Below are 20,930 nucleotides of genomic sequence, written 5' to 3' on the forward strand. Positions count from 1 at the left end.
GTTTTAGTCTTCGACGCTATCAACTGTGGGAGCTGGCTCCCGGGACGACCTGATGGTAGATGCTGATCTTACTGATGCCCCGCGATCCAAATGTGGGAGCTGGCTTGCCTGCGAAGGCGGCCTGACGGTCAACACAGTTGGATTGTGTACATATCCATTGCTGCGGTAACGGCCACTTAGGGTTCCGCCCTGACGGCGGGTCACTTTGGAAAAGCCCCAAAGTAACCAAAGGGCTCTTGCCCCACCACTCGGCACCTCGCTTGGGCTCGGTGTGCCCGTAATCCGCCAGTGATTTGGGGGGCCGCCACCACGCGCCATCCATGGCGCGGGGCTGCTAAACCGGCATCCCTGCCGGTTTACCCCCCAAATCCCTGTCGAATTCCGGCCAGCGTGGTTTAACGGGGCGCCTGAGATCAAGATCACAAGCAGATCAAGAGCAAGATCAAGAGCGACTCGCTTCGCATCGTGGTTACCGTCGGCTGCTATTGCAGCAAGCCATCTTTAAAGGTGTGACGGTGTCAGCCAAAGCGATAGATATCCATGCCCAGCGCGCCCAGTGTGAAGCCTTGGTGTGCCACGCTGAAATCTGCGCCCGCACCCCGCGCAAAATACAGTGGCAGCAAGTGCTCATCGCTGGGATGGCTGCGCACGGCATGGGGCGCCTGACGGCGATAGTCATGCAAGGCGGCGTCGTCATTGGCCGCCAGTCTGTCGACCACCCAGTCGCGAAATTCCCGGGCCCACGGTGTGATCGTCTCCGGCCCGGCGCGCCAATCCAGTTCGCCCAGGTTATGGGTGATGCTGCCGGAGCCGATCAGCAGCACACCCTGTTCGCGCAGGCTGGCGAGTGCATGCCCCACGCGGGTTTGCAGGGCGGGGCCCAGGCGGCTGGGCAGCGAGACTTGCACAACTGGAATGTCTGCTGCCGGGTACATCAGCGACAGCGGGACCCAGGTGCCGTGGTCAAAGGGGCGTTGCTCGTCAACACGAGCAGCAAGCCCGTCGGCGTGCAGCAGTTCGACAATCTCACTGGCCAGCTGTGGGTCACCCGGCGCGGGGTATTGCACCGCAAACAGCTCGCGCGGGAAGCCGCCGAAGTCGTGCCAGGTTTCGGGTGCAGCGCTGCCGCTGACCAGCAGTTCCGCGCTTTCCCAATGTGCCGACACCACCACAATGGCTGTGGGCCGTGGCAGCTCGGCAGCCAGGCGCTGCAGCGCGGGGCCGCTGGCGCCGGGTTGCAAGGCCAGCATGGGCGAGCCGTGGGAGATAAACAGGCTGGGGAGCATGAGCAGGGTCCTGAGGGTTAAGATGGAGCCATCTTCAATCAGATTATCGATTTAAATCTAATATAAGTTTTAGCGCCTTTTGATCGAATTTTCGGAGTGATTTATGCAGCCTGAATTTTGGCAGGACCGCTGGGCGAGCAATCAGATTGGTTTCCACCAGCGCGAGGTCAATCCCTATTTGCAACGGCACTGGCCTGTACTGGGGTTGCCCGTGGGGGTAAAGGTGCTGGTGCCGTTGTGTGGCAAAAGCCTGGACTTGGTATGGCTCAAGAGCCAGGGGTACCCGGTAATGGGCGTGGAGCTGTCGGAGCAGGCGGTTCAGGCGTTTTTCAGCGAGCAGGAGCTTGTGCCGCACGTCACTCAGAAGGGCGCCTTCAAGGTCTACCAGGCGGGCCAGATCGAACTGTGGTGTGGCGATTTTTTCCGCCTGGATGCCGAGGCGGTGGCCGGTTGCCGCGGCGTATATGATCGCGCCGCGTTGATTGCATTGCCGCCACTGATGCGTGCGCAATACGCCGAGCACCTGAATGCCTTGCTGCCCTCAGGCTGCCAGGGCTTGCTGATTACCGTCGATTACGACCAAGCGCAGAAGGCCGGCCCACCTTTTGCTGTTACGGACGAGGAAGTGCAGTTGCTGCTGGGGTCGTATTGGGCGTTGGAGCGGCTGGAGGAGCGGGACATTCTGGCGGAGAGCGGGAAGTTCCTGCAGGACGGTGTTACTCGCCTTGAAGAGTGTGCTTATCGGCTGACCAGGCGCTGAAAGGGCTTTTCCTTTTTTGTAGGAGCGAGCTTGCTCGCGAAAAACTCACAGGCGCTGCGTTCATTCAGAATGTATGCGTAGTCGTTGAGGTTTTTCGCGAGCAAGCTCGCTCCTACAGAGAGCGGTGAAAAGCAGCAGGCACAAAAAAGGGGCGATCAGATCGCCCCTTGTCGAATCATCCGGCTATCAGCCCCGGCGACGCAGTGCGTCAATCCGCTCTTCCAGCGGCGGATGGCTCATGAACAGGCGAGCCAGGCCCTGCTTGATGCCGCCGTTGATGCCGAAGGCGGTCAGGCTGTCGGGCATATGTACTGGCAGACCTTGTTCGGAGCGCAAGCGTTGCAGCGCGCCGATCATGGCGCTGGTGCCCGCCAGGCGTGCGCCGGCTTCGTCGGCGCGGAACTCGCGTTTGCGCGAGAACCACATCACGATGGCGCTGGCCAGGAAGCCCAGGACCAACTCGGCGAAAATGGTCGCCACGAAGTAGGCAATGCCACGGCCTTCTTCGTTCTTGAAGATGACCTTGTCGACGAAGTTGCCGATGATCCGCGCAAAGAACATCACGAAGGTGTTCACCACGCCTTGTACCAGCGCCAGGGTGACCATGTCGCCGTTGGCTACGTGGCCGATCTCGTGGGCCAGCACCGCCTTGACTTCATCGGGCGAAAACCGCTCCAGCAGGCCCTGGCTCACGGCCACCAGTGCGTCGTTCTTGTTCCAGCCGGTCGCAAAGGCGTTGGCCTCATACGCTGGAAAAATCCCCACTTCGGGCATTTTGATGCCAGCTTCCTGAGACAACTGCTCCACGGTTTGCATCAGCCATTGTTCATGGCGAGTGCGGGGTTGAGTGATGATCTGGGTGCTGGTGCTCATCTTCGCCATCCACTTGGAGATGAACAGCGAGAACAGCGAGCCGGCAAAACCAAAGACCGCACAGAAAATCAGCAGCTGATTGAGGTTCAGATCAACCCCATTGGCCGCCATGAACCCATTGAAGCCAAAAAGGCTCAGGGTGACGCTGGCAATCAGTACGACCGCCAGGTTAGTGGCCAAGAACAGCAGGATGCGCATCATGGTTGTAGAATTCTCCTCATGCTTAATATGTCGCTCACTGCGGGGTATATAAGGTGCGGCATGGGGTGATTCAACCGGGGGACTATTTCAAACTGTGTCCTACACCTCGGGCGTAGGGCCTTGAAGGGATTTTCCCACCTGTATTGTCAGCCTTGATCGACCCGATGCTGCCCCGTCGCCCCGTGATTATAGGGGGTACGTCATCGGCAGAGGCCAAATGAAGTACAACCGCAAGTAAGTGACACAGAAGTGTTGCTAGATAATCGCTGTACGACCCTTTGTGAGTCGTACAGCGTCAATTGCCTTACTGGCGATAGGACTTCAGGAAGTTACCGATGCGACCAATGGCCATTTCCAGGTCATCCACGCGTGGCAAGGTCACCACGCGGAAGTGATCCGGCCACGGCCAGTTGAAGGCGGTGCCTTGCACCACCAGCAGTTTTTCTGACAGCAGCAGGTCGAGCACGAACTTCTCATCGTTGAGGATCGGGCAGACTTTCGGGTCGATCCGCGGGAACGCATAGAGCGCGCCCATGGGCTTCACACAGCTCACGCCGGGGATAGCGTTGAGCAACTCCCAGGTGCGGTTGCGCTGTTCCAGCAGGCGGCCTTGGGGCAGGATCAGGTCATTGATGCTCTGGTAACCGCCCAGGGCGGTCTGGATCGCGTGCTGGCTTGGCACGTTGGCGCACAGGCGCATGTTGGCCAGCATATCGATGCCTTCGATGTAGCTTTGCGCGTTGTGCTTGGGCCCGGAAATGGCGATCCAGCCGGAGCGGAAACCCGCCACGCGGTAGGACTTGGACAGGCCATTGAAGGTCAGGCACAGCAGGTCTGGCGCCAGGGAGGCGGTGCAGATATGCACGGCGTCATCGTAGAGGATCTTGTCGTAGATCTCGTCGGAGAAGACCACCAGGTTGTGCTGGCGTGCCAGTTCCAGCATGCCCAGCAGTACCTCCTTGGAATACACCGCGCCTGTAGGGTTGTTCGGGTTGATGATCACCAGGGCCTTGGTGTTGGGGGTGATCTTGGCCTTGATGTCGGCCAGGTCCGGGAACCAGTCGGCGCCTTCGTCACACAGGTAATGCACCGGGTGGCCGCCCGCCAGGGTCACGGCGGCGGTCCACAGTGGGTAATCCGGGGCTGGCACCAGCACTTCATCGCCATTGTTGAGCAATGCCTGCATGGACATCACGATCAGCTCGGACACGCCGTTGCCCAGGTAGATGTCCTCGATGCCGACACCTTCGACCTGCTTCTGCTGGTAGTACTGCATCACCGCCTTGCGCGCGCTGAACAGGCCCTTGGAGTCGCTGTAACCCTGGGCGGTCGGCAGGTTGCGGATCACATCCTGGAGGATTTCGTCCGGCGCCTCGAAACCAAACGGCGCCGGGTTGCCAATGTTCAGCTTGAGGATGCGATGGCCTTCCTCTTCCAGGCGTTTGGCGTGCTTGAGCACTGGGCCGCGAATGTCGTAGCAGACGTTGGCGAGCTTGTTCGATTTGCTGACCTGCATGGCGATGTGATCCTGAAAATGAACGATCCCGACGGCGTAGGCACTACCGTAGGGTGAAGCCTGCACGGCCCGCACCCATAAATACGTTTGAATGCCGGTGGCGCGGGTGCCAGACTGGCGTTTTGAAGAGGCGCAATCATACGTGCCGCCTGATCCATGGAAAAGACACAGATCAGGGTTTTTCAGTTGCCGAGGTGTACCGATGGATAAGTTGCAGAAAACTGTAGACGAATGGAAGGCGATGCTCGATCCGGAGCAGTACAACGTGTGCCGTCTCAAGGGTACCGAGCGACCGTTCAGCGGCAAGTACAACGCCACCAAGACCGACGGCGTCTATCACTGCATCTGCTGCAACGAGCCGCTGTTCGATTCCAAGGCTAAGTTTGATTCCGGCTGCGGTTGGCCCAGCTTCTATGAGCCGATTGCCGATAGCGCAATGGTCGAGATCCGCGACGTCAGCCACGGCATGATTCGCACCGAAGTCACCTGCGCCAAGTGTGATGCACACTTGGGGCATGTGTTCCCGGACGGCCCGCCGCCGACGGGCCTGCGTTACTGCATCAACTCGGTATGCCTGGATCTGGTGCCGCGCTAGGCTTGCATAGCCCCTGTAGGAGCGAGCTTGCTCGCGAAAAACGCCAACGATAACGCGGGGCGCCTGAATGAGCGCGGCGTCTGGGAGTTTTTCGCGAGCAAGCTCGCTCCTACAAGAATAAGGTTCTTCTTTCGCTGACTTGAGGCATTGCCATGAGCGACTCCCTGCTGAGCATCCCTTGCACCACCATCAAGGGTGAACAAAAGACCTTGGCCGATTTTGCCGGCAAGGCCATTCTGGTGGTCAACACCGCCAGCAAATGCGGCTTCACCCCTCAGTACAAGGGCCTCGAGCAACTTTGGCAGCAATACAAGGACCAGGGCCTGGTCGTGCTCGGCTTTCCCTGCAACCAGTTCGGCAAGCAGGAGCCGGGCAACGAAGGTGCGATATCCGAGTTTTGCGAGCTGAATTTCGGCGTCAGTTTTCCGCTGTTCAAGAAGATCGACGTCAATGGCAGCGACGCTCACCCCCTGTTCGTGCAGCTGAAAAAACAGGCCCCGGGGCTATTGGGTTCCAAGAACATCAAGTGGAACTTCACCAAGTTCCTCATCGGCCGTGATGGCCAGCAGGTCAAGCGCTTTGCGCCAACCACCAAGCCCCAGGACTTGACCCAGGAGATCGAAGCCCTGCTCAAATGACCTACGCAGTGCGGGTACTCGTCAGAGGCTGGTGGTCTTCGGTACCCACAGTTCCAGCAGCGCGTTGAGTTCTTCCCGGCGAAACGGCTTGGCCAGGTAATCGTTCATTCCCGCGGCCCGGCAACGCTCGCGTTCTTCGGCCATCGCGTTGGCGGTCAAGGCCACGATGGGCAAGTCCGGCCAACGCCCGCTGCGGCGAATTTGTCGGCTGGCCTCATAGCCATCCATCACGGGCATGTTGCAGTCCATCAACACCATATCGAAGCGCTGCTCCTCCAGGAGCTTGAGGGCTTCGCCGCCATGGGCCGCGACGATCACCTCGCACCCGAGCTTGCTGAGCATGCCCTTGGCCACCAGTTGGTTGACCGCGTTGTCCTCCACCAACAGGATGCGCGCGCGGTGCGCAAGCGGTGCGGTTTCTATCTGCACCGGGTCGAGCACCAGTTGCGCGTCGCTGCGCAGGTTGCGTTGCAGGATCTGATACAGCGCGTTACGGCTCAACGGGCGGGCTTGTTGCTGCAGCGGCGCCAGGGCCGCGACTTCTTCGCTGGGCAAAAAGTTGCCGTAGGCGGTGACCAGCAGAATCGGCGCGCTGATGCCCGGGCGCAAGCGGAACAAGCATTCAGGGCAGTCCGTGATCAACAGGTCCGGCGCCAGCCCGCTCAGATCATCGTCCTGGGAATAGCACCGCGGCGTCAGCCCCCAAGAGGGCAATAGCGTGGTGAGCAGCTCCGTCAGCCCGCCGCCGGCGTTGGTGATGGCGATCACCTCGCCCGTGAGCGGTGCATAGCGTGTGGCAGGCAAATGCGCCGGCAGTGGAAGGTCGGCGCAGAACTGGCTGCCAAAGCCCACTTCCGAGCTGATACTCAAGCGGCCTTGCATGGCTTCGCACAGGTTATGGGTCAGTGCCAGGCCCAATCCCGTGCCGCCAAACTGGCGGGTGATGCCAGCGCCGGCCTGAGTGAACGGCTGGAATATTTTTACCTGGGCTTCCTGGGCGATGCCGATGCCGGTGTCACACACTTCGATGCTGACCCGGCCTGCCGAGGCGCGCAGGCGCACATCGACGCGGCCGAAGCGGGTGAACTTCAAGGCATTGGAGAGCAAGTTGCTGACGATTTGCCGCACACGGGTCGGGTCACCGATCACCTGGGCGGGAAATTGCGGGTCGATCAGGCAGGTCAGCTCCACACTCGGCGCGGCGTTTTGCGACAGCAGGTTGGCGGTGTCCTCCACCAGGGAGCCCAGGTCGAAGGGGATATGCTCCAGTTCCAGTTGGCCGGCATCGAATTTGGACAGGTCGAGAATATCGTTGAGCAACTCCACCAGCACTTTGCCTGAGTCATGGGCAATGGACAGTTGCTGGCGCTGTTCGGCGGTCAGCGGGCTGTCCAGTGACAAGGCAATCATGCCCAGCAGCCCGTTGAGTGGCGTGCGGATTTCATGGCTCATATTGGCCAGGAATGCCGCCCGCGCCTGGGCCATGCCCAGCGCCGTCATTTTCGCCGCCTCCAGCTCATCGTTGGACTGGCTCAAGCGTTGGTTGCTGGCCTTGAGTTCAAGGGTGCGCGCCGAAACGATATGCTCAAGTTGCCCCAGGTACTCCGTAAGGCGGTCTTCGGCGTGGCGCCGCTGCTGGATCTCGGTTTCCATGTTTTCGAATTGCTGGTTGGCGACGCTGACGAGCACGCCGATTTCATCGTGTTCATGCCCCGGTGGGCAATCCAGGCGCGCCTGTTTGCGTGTGCTCAACTCGCGGATAATGCGTACCAGCGGTTGGGTGAGCATTACGTAGAACAGGCCGAGCAAAATCCCGGTGAGCAACAGGCTGCGGGCGAAGCCGTTGAGCAGGGTGATCTCGGCGCGATGCAGGAAACGGCTGCCAAAGGCATAGGTGTCGACGTCGAGGCGCAACACACCGAGCGAGTGGTTGGGAATATGGCTGAGAAACAGCCGGTCTTCGAACTGGCGATTGGCACCAAACAGAAAGTCGCTGACGGGCCGATAGTTGCTTTCTTTGCGCGGGCGGTTGACGTCGGCCAGCACCACGCCATTGTTGTCGATCAACTGCGCGCGGATGATGGCAGGGGAGTGCAGCAGGCCCAGGGTCAGTTCCTGGGCGAGTTCGGCATCGATGTTGTAGGCGATGCGTGACGCCGGGTTGTGGCTGATTTCAATCAGTGAGCGTATTTCACGGTTGATGGATGCGTCTTCACTGGCATAATCAATGCCGATTTGGATCAGGCTGAGCAGGGTTCCCAAGACGAAACCGACCAGCACAGTCAATCTGGCTTGTTTATAAGACAAGCGGTGGGCGAACTTGATATCCATCGAGTGTTGAACCACTTAGCGTTTCCCTTCGCCCGGCAAGCATAGCTGAACATCCACAAGCTTTGGCTCGCCCGGCATGAATCGTTTTTTTGATGCAGCCCATGCAGTGTGCCGCAGGGTTGCCAATACGCCATCTTTTGCAAGAAGTTGCCAGAGGAATAGCTGTGGATTCTCGATTGAATGCCTTTCTTGAGCGCGCCGATGCGGTGCTGGCTCGCCTGGAACCGTTGTTACCCGCCCCGCGCCAAGCGATCGACTGGAGCCAATGCCTGGCCGCCCGTTGGCAGCGCGAAGGCCGCACTGGCTTCCTGTTACCGCTGGAGGTCAGCCTGGACATGCGCCTGTCGGACCTGATCGGTGTCGATAAACAACGCGAGCAACTGGCGCGCAACACCCAACAGTTCCTCGACGGTTTGCCCGCCAACCATGCGCTGTTGTGGGGTTCGCGTGGCACCGGCAAGTCTTCCATGGTCCGTGCCTTGCTCGCCCACCACGCCAAGGCGGGCCTGCGCTTGATCGAGATCGAGCGTGACCACCTGGCGGACCTGCCGCGAGTGGTCGAGCAACTGCTCAAGCTCCCCCAACGCTTTATTCTGTTTTGCGATGACCTGTCGTTTGAAGCTGGCGAAGGCGACTATCGCGTGCTCAAGAGCGTGCTCGATGGCTCCCTGGAACAGGCGCCGGAAAACGTGCTGCTGTATGCCACGTCCAACCGTCGCCACCTGGTGCCGGAAAACCAGAGCGACAATGACAACTGGAAGCGCGTGGATGGCGAATTGCACCCGAGCGAGGCGGTTGAAGACAAGATTGCCTTGTCAGATCGTTTTGGCCTGTGGCTGTCGTTCTACCCGTTTAGCCAGGAGCATTTCCTGGATGTGGTGGAGCACTGGATCGGTGAGTTGGCCAGCAAGGCTGGCTTGCAGTGGCAGCGCGATGAACAGCTTGATGTCCTCGCGGTGCGTTGGGCAACGGGGCGCGGCAACCGCAATGGCCGGTGTGCCTATCAATTCGCCCGTTACTGGGTGGGTCTTAAATTGCTGGAACGTCAACCATGATCGATTTACAACAGGCCGGCAGCGGCCTTGATGGGTATGCCATGCTGTGCGCGCAACTGGAGTCGCTGTTGGCTGATGAGCGCGATTTTATTGCCAACAGTGCGCAGTTTTCCGCGTTCCTGTTCAACCAGTTGGATGACTTGAACTGGGCGGGCTTTTACCTCAATCGCAATGAAGAGTTGGTGCTTGGGCCCTTTCAGGGGCAGATCGCCTGTGTGCGCATTCCGTTTGGTCGTGGCGTGTGTGGTGCGGCTGCGGCAACGCGGCAAACCCAGCGCGTGGAGGATGTGCACGCGTTCCCAGGCCATATCGCCTGTGACAGCGCTTCGAACAGTGAATTGGTAGTGCCCATGGTCAAGGACGGTCACCTGATTGGCGTTCTTGACCTCGACAGCCCATTGCTGGCCCGGTTCACCCCTCAGGACCAGGTGGGCATTGAGCGGCTGGCCGAGATTTTCCTGCGGTTGACCGACTGCTGAAGCGGCTGATGCTAAGGCAGGTTAGGGTAGGGGCGCGTTTGCTCACTCCTGCCCCTACCGGCCCTGGCGCTTAATGGCTTTGCAGCTCATCCAGTTGAACCTGCAGCATCTTTTCCAGTTCCTGCATGAGTTGTTCCAGGGCCCTGATACCGCTTTCGATCACGGCCCACTCCTCATTGCGCGAACAGCTTTGCTCCAAGGCTTCGCATTGCCCCGCCAATGAATGGGCTTGCACGATACGGGCTGCGCCCTTGATCTTGTGGGCTTGCTCAATAATTTCCGAGAGTGGAGCATGTCGATCCAGCAGTTCGCTAAGGATATGGCGGTCTTGATGGCTGCTGCTCAGTAGTTCCTCCAGCAGGCGTCTACTCAAATGGGGGTCACCGCCGGTCAACGCTTCCAGGCACCCGAGGTCCAGTCGTTGGTGCACGGCTTTAGGGACAATGTGTGCCAGTTGGCGCTCCAGTACGGTGAGGCTGATGGGCTTGAACAGACAGTCATCCATGCCGGCCTGCACGCATCGTTGCCTTTCTTCTGGCTGGGCATTGGCGGTAAAGCCCAGTACCACGCAGGGCACCAATTGTTCGCGCTGCTCATACTCACGGATTGAGCGACTCAGTTCATAGCCATTCATGATGGGCATGTTGCAGTCGGCAATCACCAGGTCGAAATGCTCTTTACGCCAGGCCTGGAACCCCGCCGCACCGTGCTCGGCAGCGGTGAATTTATGCCCCAGGTAGCCCAGTTGCTGGCACATCAGCAGGCGGTTCGCCGGGTGGTCGTCTACCACCAGTACGTTAAGCACCAGTGCGGTGGCCGGCGTTTGCGGCGGGTGTTCACCCTCCGCCTGGATCGCTTGCAGGCGAGGCATGCTGAGGTTGACGTGCACCTGGGTGCCTACCATGGGCACGCTGCTCAGGCTCAATTGGCCGCCCATCATCGCGCACAGGCTGCGGCAGATCACCAGCCCCAGGCCCGCGCCGCTGCGGGCCAGTTGCCCGGAGTTGTCCGCTTGGGCAAAGGGTTCGAACAGGCGCAGTTGGTCTTCCCGGCTGATGCCGATGCCGGTGTCTTCCACCACCAGTCTCAGTTCGATCTGCTCCGGTGCCTGGGTTGGCTGCAGCTCAACCTTGATCTTGACCTGCCCCTCTTCGGTGAACTTGATCGCGTTGCTCACAAGGTTCGATAGCACCTGCTTGAAACGCAGCGGGTCTATCAGCACCTCGATATCGTTCAGATCGGGTTTGAACTCCAGCAGCAGACTGAGGGTTTTCTGCCTTGCCAGCCCGTCGAAGACGCGCACCACTGATTCAATCACCTCCCGCAGGTTGACGCGCTCCGGCGCCAGGCTGAGGCGGCCGGACTCGATACGCGCGATGTCGAGAATGTCACCGATCAGCTCCAGCAGGTCTCTGGCCGAGTTGTACGCCACCTCGATCGCCGGACGGTCAAGGTGCCCCTGGTCGGCGCGCTTGAGCGTCAGTTCGAGCATGCCGATCACGGCGTTCATCGGGGTGCGAATCTCGTGGCTCATGGTGGCCAGGAACGTGCTCTTGGCGCGGTTGGCCTCGTCGGCACGCTCCTTGGCGGCGCGTAGTTCATCGAATAGCTGGCGTCGGTCACTGATATCGATCCAGCCACCGATGATGCCTTGGACTTCACCCGTAGAGTCGCGGTAGGGCAGGATCCAATGGTAGATGGTCAGTTTCCTGTCGTGGATATGCAGGCTGCGATCGAGGATCAGCGGGTTGCCCTCGGCGACTACGCGCAGGTAGTCAGCATGATACTGGGCTGCTTCCGACGCCAGGGCCATGGTCATCTGGGTCACGCTTTTGCCGATCACCTCTTCGCGCTTGACATCGAACACCTGTAGGTAGCTGTCGTTACAGGTCTGCAACAGCCCATTGCGGTCGCGCACGTAGATCGGATGCGGCGTCTCGTTGACCAGTGCGCGCATGAACTCGAACTGATCGTTGAGGGCGCGTTCGGCCATTTTCCGGTGTTTGATCTGGCGACGCATGTAGGCATTCCAGGCCAGGGAAATCAATAGCAACAGCCCGGTGCCGATGATGATGCGCGCGATCAATTGATGGTAGTTACGCCAGTAGCTGTCGGATGCGGCAGTGTAGCCACGCCAGCGGCTGTTGATCACACCCATTTCATCCGGGGCAATGCTGAGCAGGGCCTTGTCGAGGATCGAACTCAACTCCGTGGCTTGACGCGAGGTGGCCAGGGTGAAGGTCGCAGGGGTCGTGCCGATGCTGGCACTGATTTGCAGGCGGTCCTGGAAAACCTGGGAAGACAGGAAGTAGTTGGCGATCACCAGGGTGTTCACGGCCCCATCCACTTGCCCCTGTGCGAGCAGTTCAGATGCTCTGAATGTATCACTGGTTTCCACCAGGTGAATCTCAGGGAAGTCCTTGCCCAAAGTTGCGGCCAAGGGGTTGCCCTGGGTTATAGCCAGACGCTTTCCTGCCATTTGCTCCATGTTCGTGGGCGCCCCTGGCTCTTTGCGCGTCAGCAGCACATAGGAGTTTTCCAGGTAAGGACGGCTGAAATTAAGCTGTGAGTCTCGTTCGTTGCTTGGAACGATGGCCCCGATCATATCGATTTTCTGAGCCGCGACCTGATCGATCATCGCGTTGACGTCGCGCCCGCGCTGCACCGAAAAACGCAGGCCGGTGCGCAGGCGAATCAACTCCAGCAGATCGGCGGTGATCCCGCGAAAGTTACCGTCCGCATCGAAGAACGTCAGGGGCGCGAAGGTTTCGTTGACGATCACCGTGACCACCGGGTGATCTTTGAGCCAACGCTCTTCGCGCTGGGTCAGTTGCAGTTTCTGGTCGGTCAGCAGGATGTCGCTGCCGGCGCTCCAGCGCTTGGCAATGCTGTCCCTTTCGTTGATGGGCACCGAGGCCAGGGCTGAATCGACAATGCTGAGGAGCATCCGGTTGTCCTGGCGTGTGGCAAAACTGAAACCATAAGCTTCATGCTTGCCGAAGTTGGCCATGCGAATGTTTTTGAGATAGCCCTTGTTGATCATGTAATGGGTGGAAATGGTGTCACCGAGAAACACATCCGCCTGGTCGAAGGCCACTGCATTCAAGGCATTTTGATAAGACGGGTAGGCGCGGATGATCGCCTTGGGGTACAGCTTTTCCACCTCATTGAGCGGCAGGTAGTGATAGACAAGGCTCAGGCGCAGCCCGTCGAGGCCTTCGCTGAGGCTGCGGGTTTCTCCTTCGCGCGTGACCAGCACCGGCTGGTCCACGGCATAGGGTTCGGAGAGGATAAGGTTCGGCGTTGCAGCTTCAAACCCGTTGGATGAGCCCAGCAGGTCAATTTCCCCGGCTTCCAGGGCACGAATGGCTGCCGCTCGGGAGGGGTAGCGCATCACAGTGATGGGCAGGGAGAGTGCCTTGGCCAGCAGTCCTGCATAGTCGGCGGTAAGGCCTTCGTAATCATGGCCGCTGGAAGTGAGGTCGAAGGGCGGGTAGTCAGGGGTGGATGTCCCCAGCGTTAGTTCACGTTTGTTCTGCAGCCACTGGCGCTGGGCCTTGTCAAAATGAGTGTCCAGTTGAACAGCTCCCGCGCGACTCAAGAGGGTGAAGCGTTCCGGGCTGGTTTGGTGCTCAGCGAGCACAGTGGTGCTGAAGTACAAACCGGCACTTAGTATTATTAGATAGTCCTTTATACGCCTGGGCATCCGCTTTCTCACACTAGCGCGTTTCGTTTTGCCATCTCGATGAGGTCAACCAAGGATTTGGCTTGGAGTTTTTGCATGAGTCTCTTTTTATAAGTGCTGACGGTCTTGTTACTTAAGAACATGCCTTTGGCGATTTCCTTGTTAGTGCGGCCCTGTGCAAACAGTTGCAGGACCATCAGTTCCCGGTCGTTGACGGTCTTGAACAGCTCCAGCTCTTGAGCATCCATGCCTTCGGTTCCGGGGCCATTCAAGGCCTGGCTGGGGAAGTAGTTGTAGCCGGACAGCACCGCGCGAATGGCACTCAGTAACTCGCTCAGGTCACCCTCCTTGCACACGTAGCCTTCCGCCCCCGAGCGCATGCAGCGCGTGGCAAACAGCGTGGGGCATTGGGCCGTGAGCACCAGGGTTTTCATCGAAGTGTTCATGGCGTTGAACCGGCAGAGCACCTCAAGGCCATCAAGTTTCGGGATGCTAATGTCGAGAATCACCAGGTCTGGAAGGCATTCACGGACCATCTGTATGGCATCGCACCCGTTATCTGTTTCGCCGACGACTTTGTAACCTTCGTGCTCCAGCAACATTCGAATGGCAAGCCGGATAACGGGGTGGTCATCGATAATAAAAACTGTGTTCATAGTCACTTTCCATGCAGGTGCAGATAAAGCGGGCACATTAGCTCAGAAGGTGAGCGCGCAGTATGAAGCTCGCACGGAGTAGATGCAGAACAGGAAAGTTCCTACATTTAAAAAGGTATAGGCCTACAAGTTGTTAGGTAATCGTGACAGCGCATGTGAGCGTTTTGAGGATGAGCCAGACAAGAAGGGAGGCTTAGAGATTTACGGCGGACCCGAATCGTTTTTCGTTGTAGGGGATGTTTAAAATCCTACAGGCGCGGGTTAAAAGTTGAGCGGACTAATCGCTCAAGTTCATCTTTGTTCAAAGGTTTTGATAAGTAGCCAAGGAGGGGGAGACTTCGTCGTGCCGCTTGTATCGTCAGGTTAACCAATTCCGAGGTGGGTAAACCGCTTAACAAGATAGCGCTGGTGATGAAGCGCCGGCGGCTGGCGATTTCCACCAGTTCAAGCCCGGGCAGGTCGGGCAGGCATTGGTCGCATAACATCAGGTCGAAAGGGTGTTCGGACTGACTCATCACGCGTATGGCTTGCTCGGCGTTTTCCACCGGGGTCAGTTGATCGAAGCCGAAGCTTCTGAGCAGGCACTGGGTGGCCATGAGTTGAAAGGGGTGATCCTCCACCAAAAGAATACGAAGAGAATAGCTGGGCATAAAGAGCACACAGTAAGGCAAGCGTCGATGGGGGCAGTAGGAATTACTCGGCGGGTCCGTTGGGGGCGCGCGTGATTATTCTTCGTGCGCCTGTACGAATTCGATCAGGCCGCTCTGTTCCCATCGTAGGGCAATTCGCTTCAGGGAACAGGCAGCTGGATGGAGTCGCTATTGAGGGCTGGAGCGCCCGGTCATTTCCCGTGCCATTTCGGTGGCGTAGCTGTCGGTCATACCGGCGATGAAGTCGATCATGCGCAGGAAAGAGGCGTGCAGCGGCCAGGCGGGGTCCGGCGCGCTATTGCCCAGCAAATCGAGAATGCGCCGGTTCTTGAACGACGGCGTGCGCCCGCCATGTTGTTCCAGGGCCGCGCCGCAAAAGGCATTCAGCAGGATTTCCAGGGTGGTATAGGCCCCGATCTCATGCAGTGTCTTGCGCTTGTCCTGGAAGATCTTCTTGCGTGCCATGTCCTTGGCATCCAGTACGCAGCGCTTTGCCGGGCCGTGCATGTGTTCCACCAAGTCACCGGGCAGCGTGCCGGCCAATAGAGCGTCCTGCTGTTCGACAAACGCCTGCGCCGCCGCATTGGTCAGGTGCTCGATGGCTTTGCCGCGCAGGATCGCCAGCTTGCGGCGACGTGAGTCCATTGGGCCCAGTTGGCGATAGGTTTGCGGCAGGTCATCGCCGACCAGGTTCAGCAGCAGCGACTCGACTTCGGCGTACTGCAGAAGCTCCATTTCCAGGCCGTCTTCCAAGTCGATCAGCGCATAGCAGATATCGTCGGCGGCCTCCATCAGGTAGACGAGCGGGTGACGTGCCCAGCGTTGCTCCTCCAACTGGGGCAGGCCAAGCTTGTGGGCGATCTGCTCAAGAATCGGCAGCTCGCTCTGGTAACAGCCGAACTTGTGTTTCTTGTAGCCCAGCGAGTCGGCGTGGCGGGCGGTCCAGGGGTATTTGAGGTAAGTGCCCAACGTGGCGTAGGTCAGCCGCGTGCCGCCGTCGAACTGATGGTATTCAAGTTGGGTGAGTACCCGAAAGCCCTGGGCATTGCCTTCGAAGTTCAGGAAGTCATTGCGTTCGGCGCTGCTCATGTCATCCAGCCAACCGCGCCCGGCGGCCTGTTGGAACCAGTGGCGAATGGCGTCTTCACCAGAATGCCCGAATGGCGGGTTGCCGATGTCATGGGCCAGGCAGGCCGATTGCACCACCATGCCCAGGTCGCTCGGGTCGCACCAGTCGGGCAGGGCGCTGCGCAGGGTTTCGCCTACGCGCATGCCGAGTGAACGCCCCACGCAGCTGACTTCCAGGGAGTGGGTCAAGCGTGTATGGATATGGTCGTTACTTGAAACCGGATGCACTTGGGTCTTGCGCCCCAGGCGCCGGAACGCGCCGGAGAAAATAATGCGGTCGTGATCTTTGTGGAAGGGGCTGCGGCCCAGTTCTTCAGGGCTGTGCAGGGGTTTTCCAAGACGTTCGCGGGTCAGCAGGGTGGGCCAATCCAAGGCGCAGGCTCTCCGTAAGGTGAATGACAGTTCCAGCTTCCCGGTTCGGCTTTTGTGGGGCAAGCGAATCCAGCGGTCGGCCGCATCGGTATCAATTAACAGGCAGCGCAAAAAACCGCAATGACCAGCAGGTGACTGGTCATTGCGGTCATTGGCTGTCGAAGGTCAGCTTTTGCGCGAAGAGCCTTGCATGGCCAACTTGATCAGCGGGATCAAGCCGGCACCCAGCCGCACCAGGCGCGTGACGCTGCTGATACTGCCGCCCTTGGCGCCTTTGCCGGTAAAGAAGCCCATCAGGGTGACCGCCGCCACGCCCCACAACGGCGCGTGCTTGATGCCCAGGCTGTCCTGCCAGTTATGGCGCATGTTGCGCATTTTGTGCAGGGGCGCCATGAGTTGTTGGGACTCATGCCGGATTTCCTGGCGATGCATTTCCATGCGCAGGCGGATCAAGGCTTTGCGCATTTCCCGGCGTGACGTGTTTTGCGGGATCTCAGTCATGCTCATGGCAGCAGGCGCTCCCGGTCATTGGCCAGTTCTTCGAGCGTGGCGTGGAAGGGCGTGGATTCATCGAACACCGCCGCCTTCAAACGCACACCGCAGAACGCAGCGGCCAGGCTATAGAACACGCACAGGCAGATGATGCCGGTGAGGCGATAGCCTGTGTCCCACACCAGGATCATCACCAGCGTCGACAACCCCACCAGCAACAGCAGGGCAAACACCAACGCCAGGCCGGCAAACAGCAAAAGGCTCACGGTACGGGCCTTTTGCTCTTGTAATTCAATGCCAAACAACTCGACGTGACTGTGCAGCAAGCCCAGCACAGCTGCGCCCAGGCGTCGGGAAGTCGAACCGCTTGCTGAGGAATGTGCGCTCGAAGATGAGCTGGATTCGCCGATAGACATGGTTAGCGCCTTGTAGCCAGCAGACCGATCAAAAAGCCTACGCCGGCAGCAATGCCGACCGACTGCCATGGGTTGGCTTGCACGTAGTCTTCGGTGGCAGTGATCGCCGCCTGGCCGCGCTCGCGCAGTGAGTCTTCAGTCAGTTGCAAGGTCTCGCGGGCCTTGAGCAGGCTCTCGTGGATCTTGGTGCGCAGCTCGTCAGCCTGGTCACCGGCCAGCACGGCGGTGTCGTCCAGCAACTTTTCGGTATCGCTGACCAGGGTTTGAAAATCCTCCATCAGTATCTCTTGAGCAGTCTTTGCTGTTTTACCGGCCATGGTTGTCTCCGTGGGTAGCTGATCTGTACGTGTGGTTTCGAGTCGCGGCGTTGGCTGAAGGTTCAGTGCAATTGTGTGGTACAGCTTTTGCTTTGCCTTGGTGCGCAGGCTATAGGGCCTGCGCTGAATCCGGGCGGTCGAGGTAGAAACCTTGAAAAACCTTACCCTAAATCACTTAACTTCGCGGAAAAACCCTGTCGGCAACGGCCTGTTGTGTTGATCGCTGCGCTAAAGCGGTTCACGCCCTCTGAAGAGGGGCGAAGCCGGCGGTGCCAATTTAGTGCGCGAAACCCTGGCTTGAACCGCTTTGGTGCTTTTTGCCTTGATGCAGGCCTGCCAACCTCCATGGAAAACTTGCAAAGCGCGGTGGACACCCTCGTCCACAGTTCCAACACCCTGTTCATCCTGATTGGCGCGGTCATGGTACTGGCCATGCACGCCGGCTTTGCCTTCCTTGAAGTCGGCACGGTACGCCAGAAGAACCAGGTCAACGCCTTGTCGAAAATCCTCAGTGATTTTGCGATTTCAACGCTGGCCTATTTCTTTATAGGCTATTGGATCTCCTACGGTGTGAGCTTCCTGCAACCGGCCGCCGTGATCAGCGCCGATCATGGCTACGGCCTGGTGAAGTTTTTCTTCCTGCTGACGTTTGCCGCGGCGATTCCGGCGATCATTTCCGGCGGGATTGCCGAGCGTGCGAAGTTTGCGCCGCAGCTGTGCGCCACCGCGCTGATCGTGGCGTTTATTTACCCGTTCTTCGAAGGCATGGTGTGGAACGGCAACTTTGGCTTGCAAGCCTGGCTGCTCGCAACCTTTGGCGCCAGCTTCCACGACTTCGCCGGCTCCGTGGTGGTGCACGCCATGGGCGGCTGGCTGGCGCTGGCGGCGGTGCTGTTGCTGGGCCCGCGCAATGGGCGGTATCGCGAAGGTCGCCTGGTGGCGTTTGCGCCGTCGAGCATTCCCTTCCTGGCGCTGGGCTCGTGGATTCTGATCGTGGGCTGGTTCGGCTTTAACGTGATGAGCGCGCAAACCCTCAATGGCGTCAGTGGCCTGGTGGCCGTCAATTCGCTGATGGCCATGGTCGGTGGCACCGTGGCTGCCCTGGTGATTGGCCGTAACGATCCCGGTTTTCTGCACAATGGTCCTCTGGCCGGGTTGGTGGCGATCTGCGCCGGCTCCGACCTGATGCACCCGGTGGGCGCGTTGGTCACGGGCGTGGTGGCTGGCGGCTTGTTCGTGTGGTGTTTTATCGCGGCCCAGGCACGTTGGAAGATCGACGACGTGCTGGGTGTGTGGCCGTTGCATGGTTTGTGTGGTGTGTGGGGCGGTATTGCCTGCGGCATCTTCGGGCAGACCGCCCTGGGTGGGCTGGGCGGTGTGAGCCTGATCAGCCAGTTGATCGGCACCGGGCTGGGCGTGGCGGTGGCGTTTGGCGGCGGCTTGCTGGTGTACGGCGTGATCAAGCGCGTGCAAGGGCTGCGCTTGACTCAGGAGCAGGAGTACTACGGTGCGGACCTGTCGATCCACAAGATCGGCGCGGTCAGTCAGGATTGATCGGCGCTTCTTCATCTGTATGTGGCGGCGGGTAAAAACCGTGTAGCAGGCGGTAGCGGTTGTGCCGTACCTCATCCACCCGCGCCTGCACCTGTTGGTCCGGCAGGCCCAGCAGGATCAGGGCATGGGCGGCGAGCATCAGGCTTGATTCCAGCAACTCGGGCACCACTTCGCTGGCGCCCGCAGCCTTGAGTTCAGCCAACTGGCTGTCATCGCGGGTGCGCACCAGGATTGGCACGTCGGGGTTGATCTGCCGCGCCTCTTTGAGCACCACCAGGGCGACATCGCTGTTGTCCACCGCGATCACCACCAACCGCGCCCGCTCCAGGCCGACGGCGCTGAGCAGGGCGCCACGGCGGCAGTCGCCGTAATGCACGCTGCTGTCCTCGGTGGCGGCTTCCTGCACCCGTTCGGGGTCATCATCCAGGGCGATAAACGCCTGTTGTTCGCGGCGCATAAAGCGCCCGATGGACTGGCCCACGCGGCCATACCCGCAAATCACCACGTGCCCGTGCAGTTGGGCATTGAGCGCGGTGATCTGCTCCAGTTGCACTTGCTGGTTGGGCTTGCGATGCAGGCGCAGGGCAACGGCCGGTGCCGCACGCAACAGCAGCGGTGTCAGCAGCATCGAGCAGAAGGTGGCGGCCAATAGCAAGCCGTTGAACTCATCGGGAATCAACCGGCTCTGCTGCATCTGCGCCATCAGTGCAAAACAGAACTCGCCGCCCTGGGCCAGTGCCAGGCCGCTGCGCCAGGCCGTTTCGGTATCGCTGTTACGCCACTTGACCAGCGCCGCGACCACCATGCCTTTGACCAGCATCAACGTGAGCGTCAGGCCGAGGATCAACAGGCTGTGGCTGACGAACAACTGCAGGTCGATAAGCATGCCGATGCTGACGAAAAACAGCCCCAGCAGGATGTCGCGAAACGGGCGGATATCCGCTTCGATCTGATGCCGGTAATGACTCTCGCCCAGCAGCATGCCGGCCAGGAACGCACCGAGGGCAGGGGACAGGCCCAGCAGGTGGGTGAGCCAGGCGGTGAGCAAGACTATCACCAACGCCAGCAGCACAAACAGCTCCGCCGAATGCGACGCGGCGACTTCACGGAACAAGCGCGGCAGCAACCAGCGGCTGGCGAGCAACAGGCCCACGAACAGCACCACGGTCTTGCCCAGGGTCAGCGGCAGCGCCCAGTACCAGGCTTGGTCACTGCTGCCGGCAAACACCGGCACCAACGTCAGCAGCAACACCGCCACGACGTCCTGAAACAGCAACACGCCTATCGCGTTCTGGCCATGACTGCTGAAGATCTCACCGAGGCTGGTCAATTCCTTGCTGACAATGGCCGTGGACGATAACGCCAGCCCTGCGCCCAGCAGCAACGCGATGCCGGGTGCGAGGCCAAAGCCCATCAGTAATGCGCCCAGCAATGCCCCACACCCCAGCACCTGCAGGCTGCCCAGGCCGAAGACCACGCTGCGCAGCGCCAACATTTTCGACAGGGAAAACTCCAGCCCCAGGGAAAACAGCAGGAACACCACGCCCATCTCGGCCAGGTCCGGCAGGTCTTCGTTGTCATTGACCCAGTCCAGCGCGGTGGGGCCCACTGCCAGGCCCACGCACAGGTAGCCCAGCACGGGCGGCAGTTGCAGCCGTCGAAACAGTGCGATCACCACCAGGGATGAGGCCAGAATAATCAGCAGGTTGGCGAACACAGGCATCTCCGTTGCAGGGTGAGCGGCAAAAAGCCGCAAGCATTGCTGAATCAGTTATAGGCCATGGTGATCTGGGTCAGGCTTTTTACACCGTAGGAGCGAGCGTGCTCGCGAAAAACGTCAACGATAATGTGGGGTTCCTGAATGAACGCGGCGCACGGGAGTTTTTCGCGAGCAAGCTCGCTCCTACAAGGGGCTTGTTGGGCTTA

Annotated in this window: 18 protein-coding genes; 6 read left to right on the forward strand and 12 right to left on the reverse strand. The window is 59.6% G+C overall.

What is annotated here, in order from left to right; all coding sequences use genetic code 11:
- Nucleotides 1-518: 518 nt before the first annotated feature.
- Nucleotides 519-1,286 carry a DODA-type extradiol aromatic ring-opening family dioxygenase gene (locus V8689_RS08730; protein ID WP_056789289.1) on the reverse strand — a complete coding sequence of 256 codons (768 nt, stop codon included), beginning with the start codon at nucleotides 1,284-1,286 and terminating at the stop codon, nucleotides 519-521.
- 103 nt (nucleotides 1,287-1,389) lie between these two features.
- Between V8689_RS08730 and V8689_RS08735 the strand changes: the two genes are divergently transcribed.
- Nucleotides 1,390-2,046 (forward strand): thiopurine S-methyltransferase, encoded by a 657-nt coding sequence (locus V8689_RS08735; RefSeq protein WP_056789286.1) that lies wholly within the window; start codon nucleotides 1,390-1,392, stop codon nucleotides 2,044-2,046.
- A 186-nt stretch (nucleotides 2,047-2,232) separates the two neighbouring features.
- On the opposite strand, the gene htpX is transcribed toward V8689_RS08735, so the two are convergent.
- Nucleotides 2,233-3,120, reverse strand: a complete 888-nt coding sequence (htpX, locus tag V8689_RS08740) for a protease HtpX (protein WP_003189904.1) — start codon at nucleotides 3,118-3,120, stop codon at nucleotides 2,233-2,235.
- A 304-nt stretch (nucleotides 3,121-3,424) separates the two neighbouring features.
- Nucleotides 3,425-4,636, reverse strand: a complete 1,212-nt coding sequence (locus V8689_RS08745) for a pyridoxal phosphate-dependent aminotransferase (RefSeq protein WP_003189906.1) — start codon at nucleotides 4,634-4,636, stop codon at nucleotides 3,425-3,427.
- A gap of 202 nt (nucleotides 4,637-4,838) precedes the next feature.
- On the opposite strand from V8689_RS08745, the gene msrB reads away from it, so the two are divergent.
- Nucleotides 4,839-5,231: a peptide-methionine (R)-S-oxide reductase MsrB gene (msrB, locus tag V8689_RS08750; protein WP_003189907.1), complete on the forward strand. Its 393-nt coding sequence runs from the start codon at nucleotides 4,839-4,841 to the stop codon at nucleotides 5,229-5,231.
- A 152-nt stretch (nucleotides 5,232-5,383) separates the two neighbouring features.
- Nucleotides 5,384-5,869, forward strand: a complete 486-nt coding sequence (locus V8689_RS08755) for a glutathione peroxidase (protein WP_014717681.1) — start codon at nucleotides 5,384-5,386, stop codon at nucleotides 5,867-5,869.
- A 21-nt stretch (nucleotides 5,870-5,890) separates the two neighbouring features.
- Here the strand turns inward: V8689_RS08755 and V8689_RS08760 are convergent, their stop codons facing one another.
- Nucleotides 5,891-8,200, reverse strand: coding sequence for a response regulator (locus tag V8689_RS08760; RefSeq protein ID WP_434520702.1), 2,310 nt, complete (start codon nucleotides 8,198-8,200; stop codon nucleotides 5,891-5,893).
- A gap of 164 nt (nucleotides 8,201-8,364) precedes the next feature.
- On the opposite strand from V8689_RS08760, the gene V8689_RS08765 reads away from it, so the two are divergent.
- A complete protein-coding gene (locus V8689_RS08765) occupies nucleotides 8,365-9,255 on the forward strand; it encodes an ATP-binding protein (protein ID WP_056789280.1) in 891 nt (296 codons plus the stop codon).
- Nucleotides 9,252-9,734, forward strand: a complete 483-nt coding sequence (locus V8689_RS08770; RefSeq protein WP_056789276.1) for a GAF domain-containing protein — start codon at nucleotides 9,252-9,254, stop codon at nucleotides 9,732-9,734. Before V8689_RS08765 ends, V8689_RS08770 begins: the two co-directional genes overlap by 4 nt.
- 70 nt (nucleotides 9,735-9,804) lie before the next feature.
- Here the strand turns inward: V8689_RS08770 and V8689_RS08775 are convergent, their stop codons facing one another.
- The 7 genes from V8689_RS08775 to V8689_RS08805 form a co-directional block, all read right to left on the reverse strand.
- The gene (locus V8689_RS08775) at nucleotides 9,805-13,440 is read right to left on the reverse strand and encodes a transporter substrate-binding domain-containing protein (protein ID WP_056789273.1); all 3,636 of its coding nucleotides are present in this window, start codon (nucleotides 13,438-13,440) and stop codon (nucleotides 9,805-9,807) included.
- Between the two features lie 8 nt (nucleotides 13,441-13,448).
- Nucleotides 13,449-14,075 carry a response regulator transcription factor gene (locus tag V8689_RS08780; protein WP_003189917.1) on the reverse strand — a complete coding sequence of 209 codons (627 nt, stop codon included), beginning with the start codon at nucleotides 14,073-14,075 and terminating at the stop codon, nucleotides 13,449-13,451.
- Nucleotides 14,076-14,323: 248 nt separating this feature from the next.
- A complete protein-coding gene (locus V8689_RS08785) occupies nucleotides 14,324-14,725 on the reverse strand; it encodes a response regulator (RefSeq protein WP_056789261.1) in 402 nt (133 codons plus the stop codon).
- Between the two features lie 168 nt (nucleotides 14,726-14,893).
- Nucleotides 14,894-16,225 carry a deoxyguanosinetriphosphate triphosphohydrolase gene (locus V8689_RS08790; protein WP_032892699.1) on the reverse strand — a complete coding sequence of 444 codons (1,332 nt, stop codon included), beginning with the start codon at nucleotides 16,223-16,225 and terminating at the stop codon, nucleotides 14,894-14,896.
- A gap of 165 nt (nucleotides 16,226-16,390) precedes the next feature.
- The gene (locus tag V8689_RS08795; protein WP_056789259.1) at nucleotides 16,391-16,732 is read right to left on the reverse strand and encodes a hypothetical protein; all 342 of its coding nucleotides are present in this window, start codon (nucleotides 16,730-16,732) and stop codon (nucleotides 16,391-16,393) included.
- A complete protein-coding gene (locus V8689_RS08800; RefSeq protein WP_032892696.1) occupies nucleotides 16,729-17,133 on the reverse strand; it encodes a phage holin family protein in 405 nt (134 codons plus the stop codon). The genes V8689_RS08795 and V8689_RS08800 overlap by 4 nt, the downstream gene beginning before the upstream one ends.
- A gap of 2 nt (nucleotides 17,134-17,135) precedes the next feature.
- Nucleotides 17,136-17,450: a DUF883 family protein gene (locus V8689_RS08805; RefSeq protein ID WP_003189926.1), complete on the reverse strand. Its 315-nt coding sequence runs from the start codon at nucleotides 17,448-17,450 to the stop codon at nucleotides 17,136-17,138.
- 345 nt (nucleotides 17,451-17,795) lie between these two features.
- Between V8689_RS08805 and V8689_RS08810 the strand changes: the two genes are divergently transcribed.
- Entirely contained in the window at nucleotides 17,796-19,004 is a 1,209-nt protein-coding gene (locus V8689_RS08810; RefSeq protein WP_056789255.1) for an ammonium transporter, read from the forward strand.
- Here the strand turns inward: V8689_RS08810 and V8689_RS08815 are convergent.
- Entirely contained in the window at nucleotides 18,991-20,721 is a 1,731-nt protein-coding gene (locus V8689_RS08815; RefSeq protein ID WP_056789252.1) for a cation:proton antiporter, read from the reverse strand. The two genes, V8689_RS08810 and V8689_RS08815, sit on opposite strands and share 14 nt — an antisense overlap.
- Nucleotides 20,722-20,930 lie beyond the last annotated feature (209 nt).

This window comes from Pseudomonas sp. AK181, from assembly GCF_051122975.1.
GTDB lineage: Bacteria > Pseudomonadota > Gammaproteobacteria > Pseudomonadales > Pseudomonadaceae > Aquipseudomonas > Aquipseudomonas lactis.

Excerpts from the sequence above, each read along its gene's own strand:
- V8689_RS08745 (WP_003189906.1), bottom strand. The coding sequence starts at position 4,636 with ATGCAGGTCAGCAAATCGAACAAGCTCGCCAACGTCTGCTACGACATT.
- V8689_RS08755 (WP_014717681.1), top strand. The coding sequence starts at position 5,384 with ATGAGCGACTCCCTGCTGAGCATCCCTTGCACCACCATCAAGGGTGAA.
- V8689_RS08780 (WP_003189917.1), bottom strand. The coding sequence starts at position 14,075 with ATGAACACAGTTTTTATTATCGATGACCACCCCGTTATCCGGCTTGCC.
- htpX (WP_003189904.1), bottom strand. The coding sequence starts at position 3,120 with ATGATGCGCATCCTGCTGTTCTTGGCCACTAACCTGGCGGTCGTACTG.
- V8689_RS08775 (WP_056789273.1), bottom strand. The coding sequence starts at position 13,440 with ATGCCCAGGCGTATAAAGGACTATCTAATAATACTAAGTGCCGGTTTG.
- V8689_RS08760 (WP_434520702.1), bottom strand. The coding sequence starts at position 8,200 with ATGGATATCAAGTTCGCCCACCGCTTGTCTTATAAACAAGCCAGATTG.
- msrB (WP_003189907.1), top strand. The coding sequence starts at position 4,839 with ATGGATAAGTTGCAGAAAACTGTAGACGAATGGAAGGCGATGCTCGAT.
- V8689_RS08735 (WP_056789286.1), top strand. The coding sequence starts at position 1,390 with ATGCAGCCTGAATTTTGGCAGGACCGCTGGGCGAGCAATCAGATTGGT.
- V8689_RS08810 (WP_056789255.1), top strand. The coding sequence starts at position 17,796 with ATGGAAAACTTGCAAAGCGCGGTGGACACCCTCGTCCACAGTTCCAAC.
- V8689_RS08795 (WP_056789259.1), bottom strand. The coding sequence starts at position 16,732 with ATGAGCATGACTGAGATCCCGCAAAACACGTCACGCCGGGAAATGCGC.
- V8689_RS08730 (WP_056789289.1), bottom strand. The coding sequence starts at position 1,286 with ATGCTCCCCAGCCTGTTTATCTCCCACGGCTCGCCCATGCTGGCCTTG.
- V8689_RS08770 (WP_056789276.1), top strand. The coding sequence starts at position 9,252 with ATGATCGATTTACAACAGGCCGGCAGCGGCCTTGATGGGTATGCCATG.
- V8689_RS08785 (WP_056789261.1), bottom strand. The coding sequence starts at position 14,725 with ATGCCCAGCTATTCTCTTCGTATTCTTTTGGTGGAGGATCACCCCTTT.
- V8689_RS08805 (WP_003189926.1), bottom strand. The coding sequence starts at position 17,450 with ATGGCCGGTAAAACAGCAAAGACTGCTCAAGAGATACTGATGGAGGAT.
- V8689_RS08800 (WP_032892696.1), bottom strand. The coding sequence starts at position 17,133 with ATGTCTATCGGCGAATCCAGCTCATCTTCGAGCGCACATTCCTCAGCA.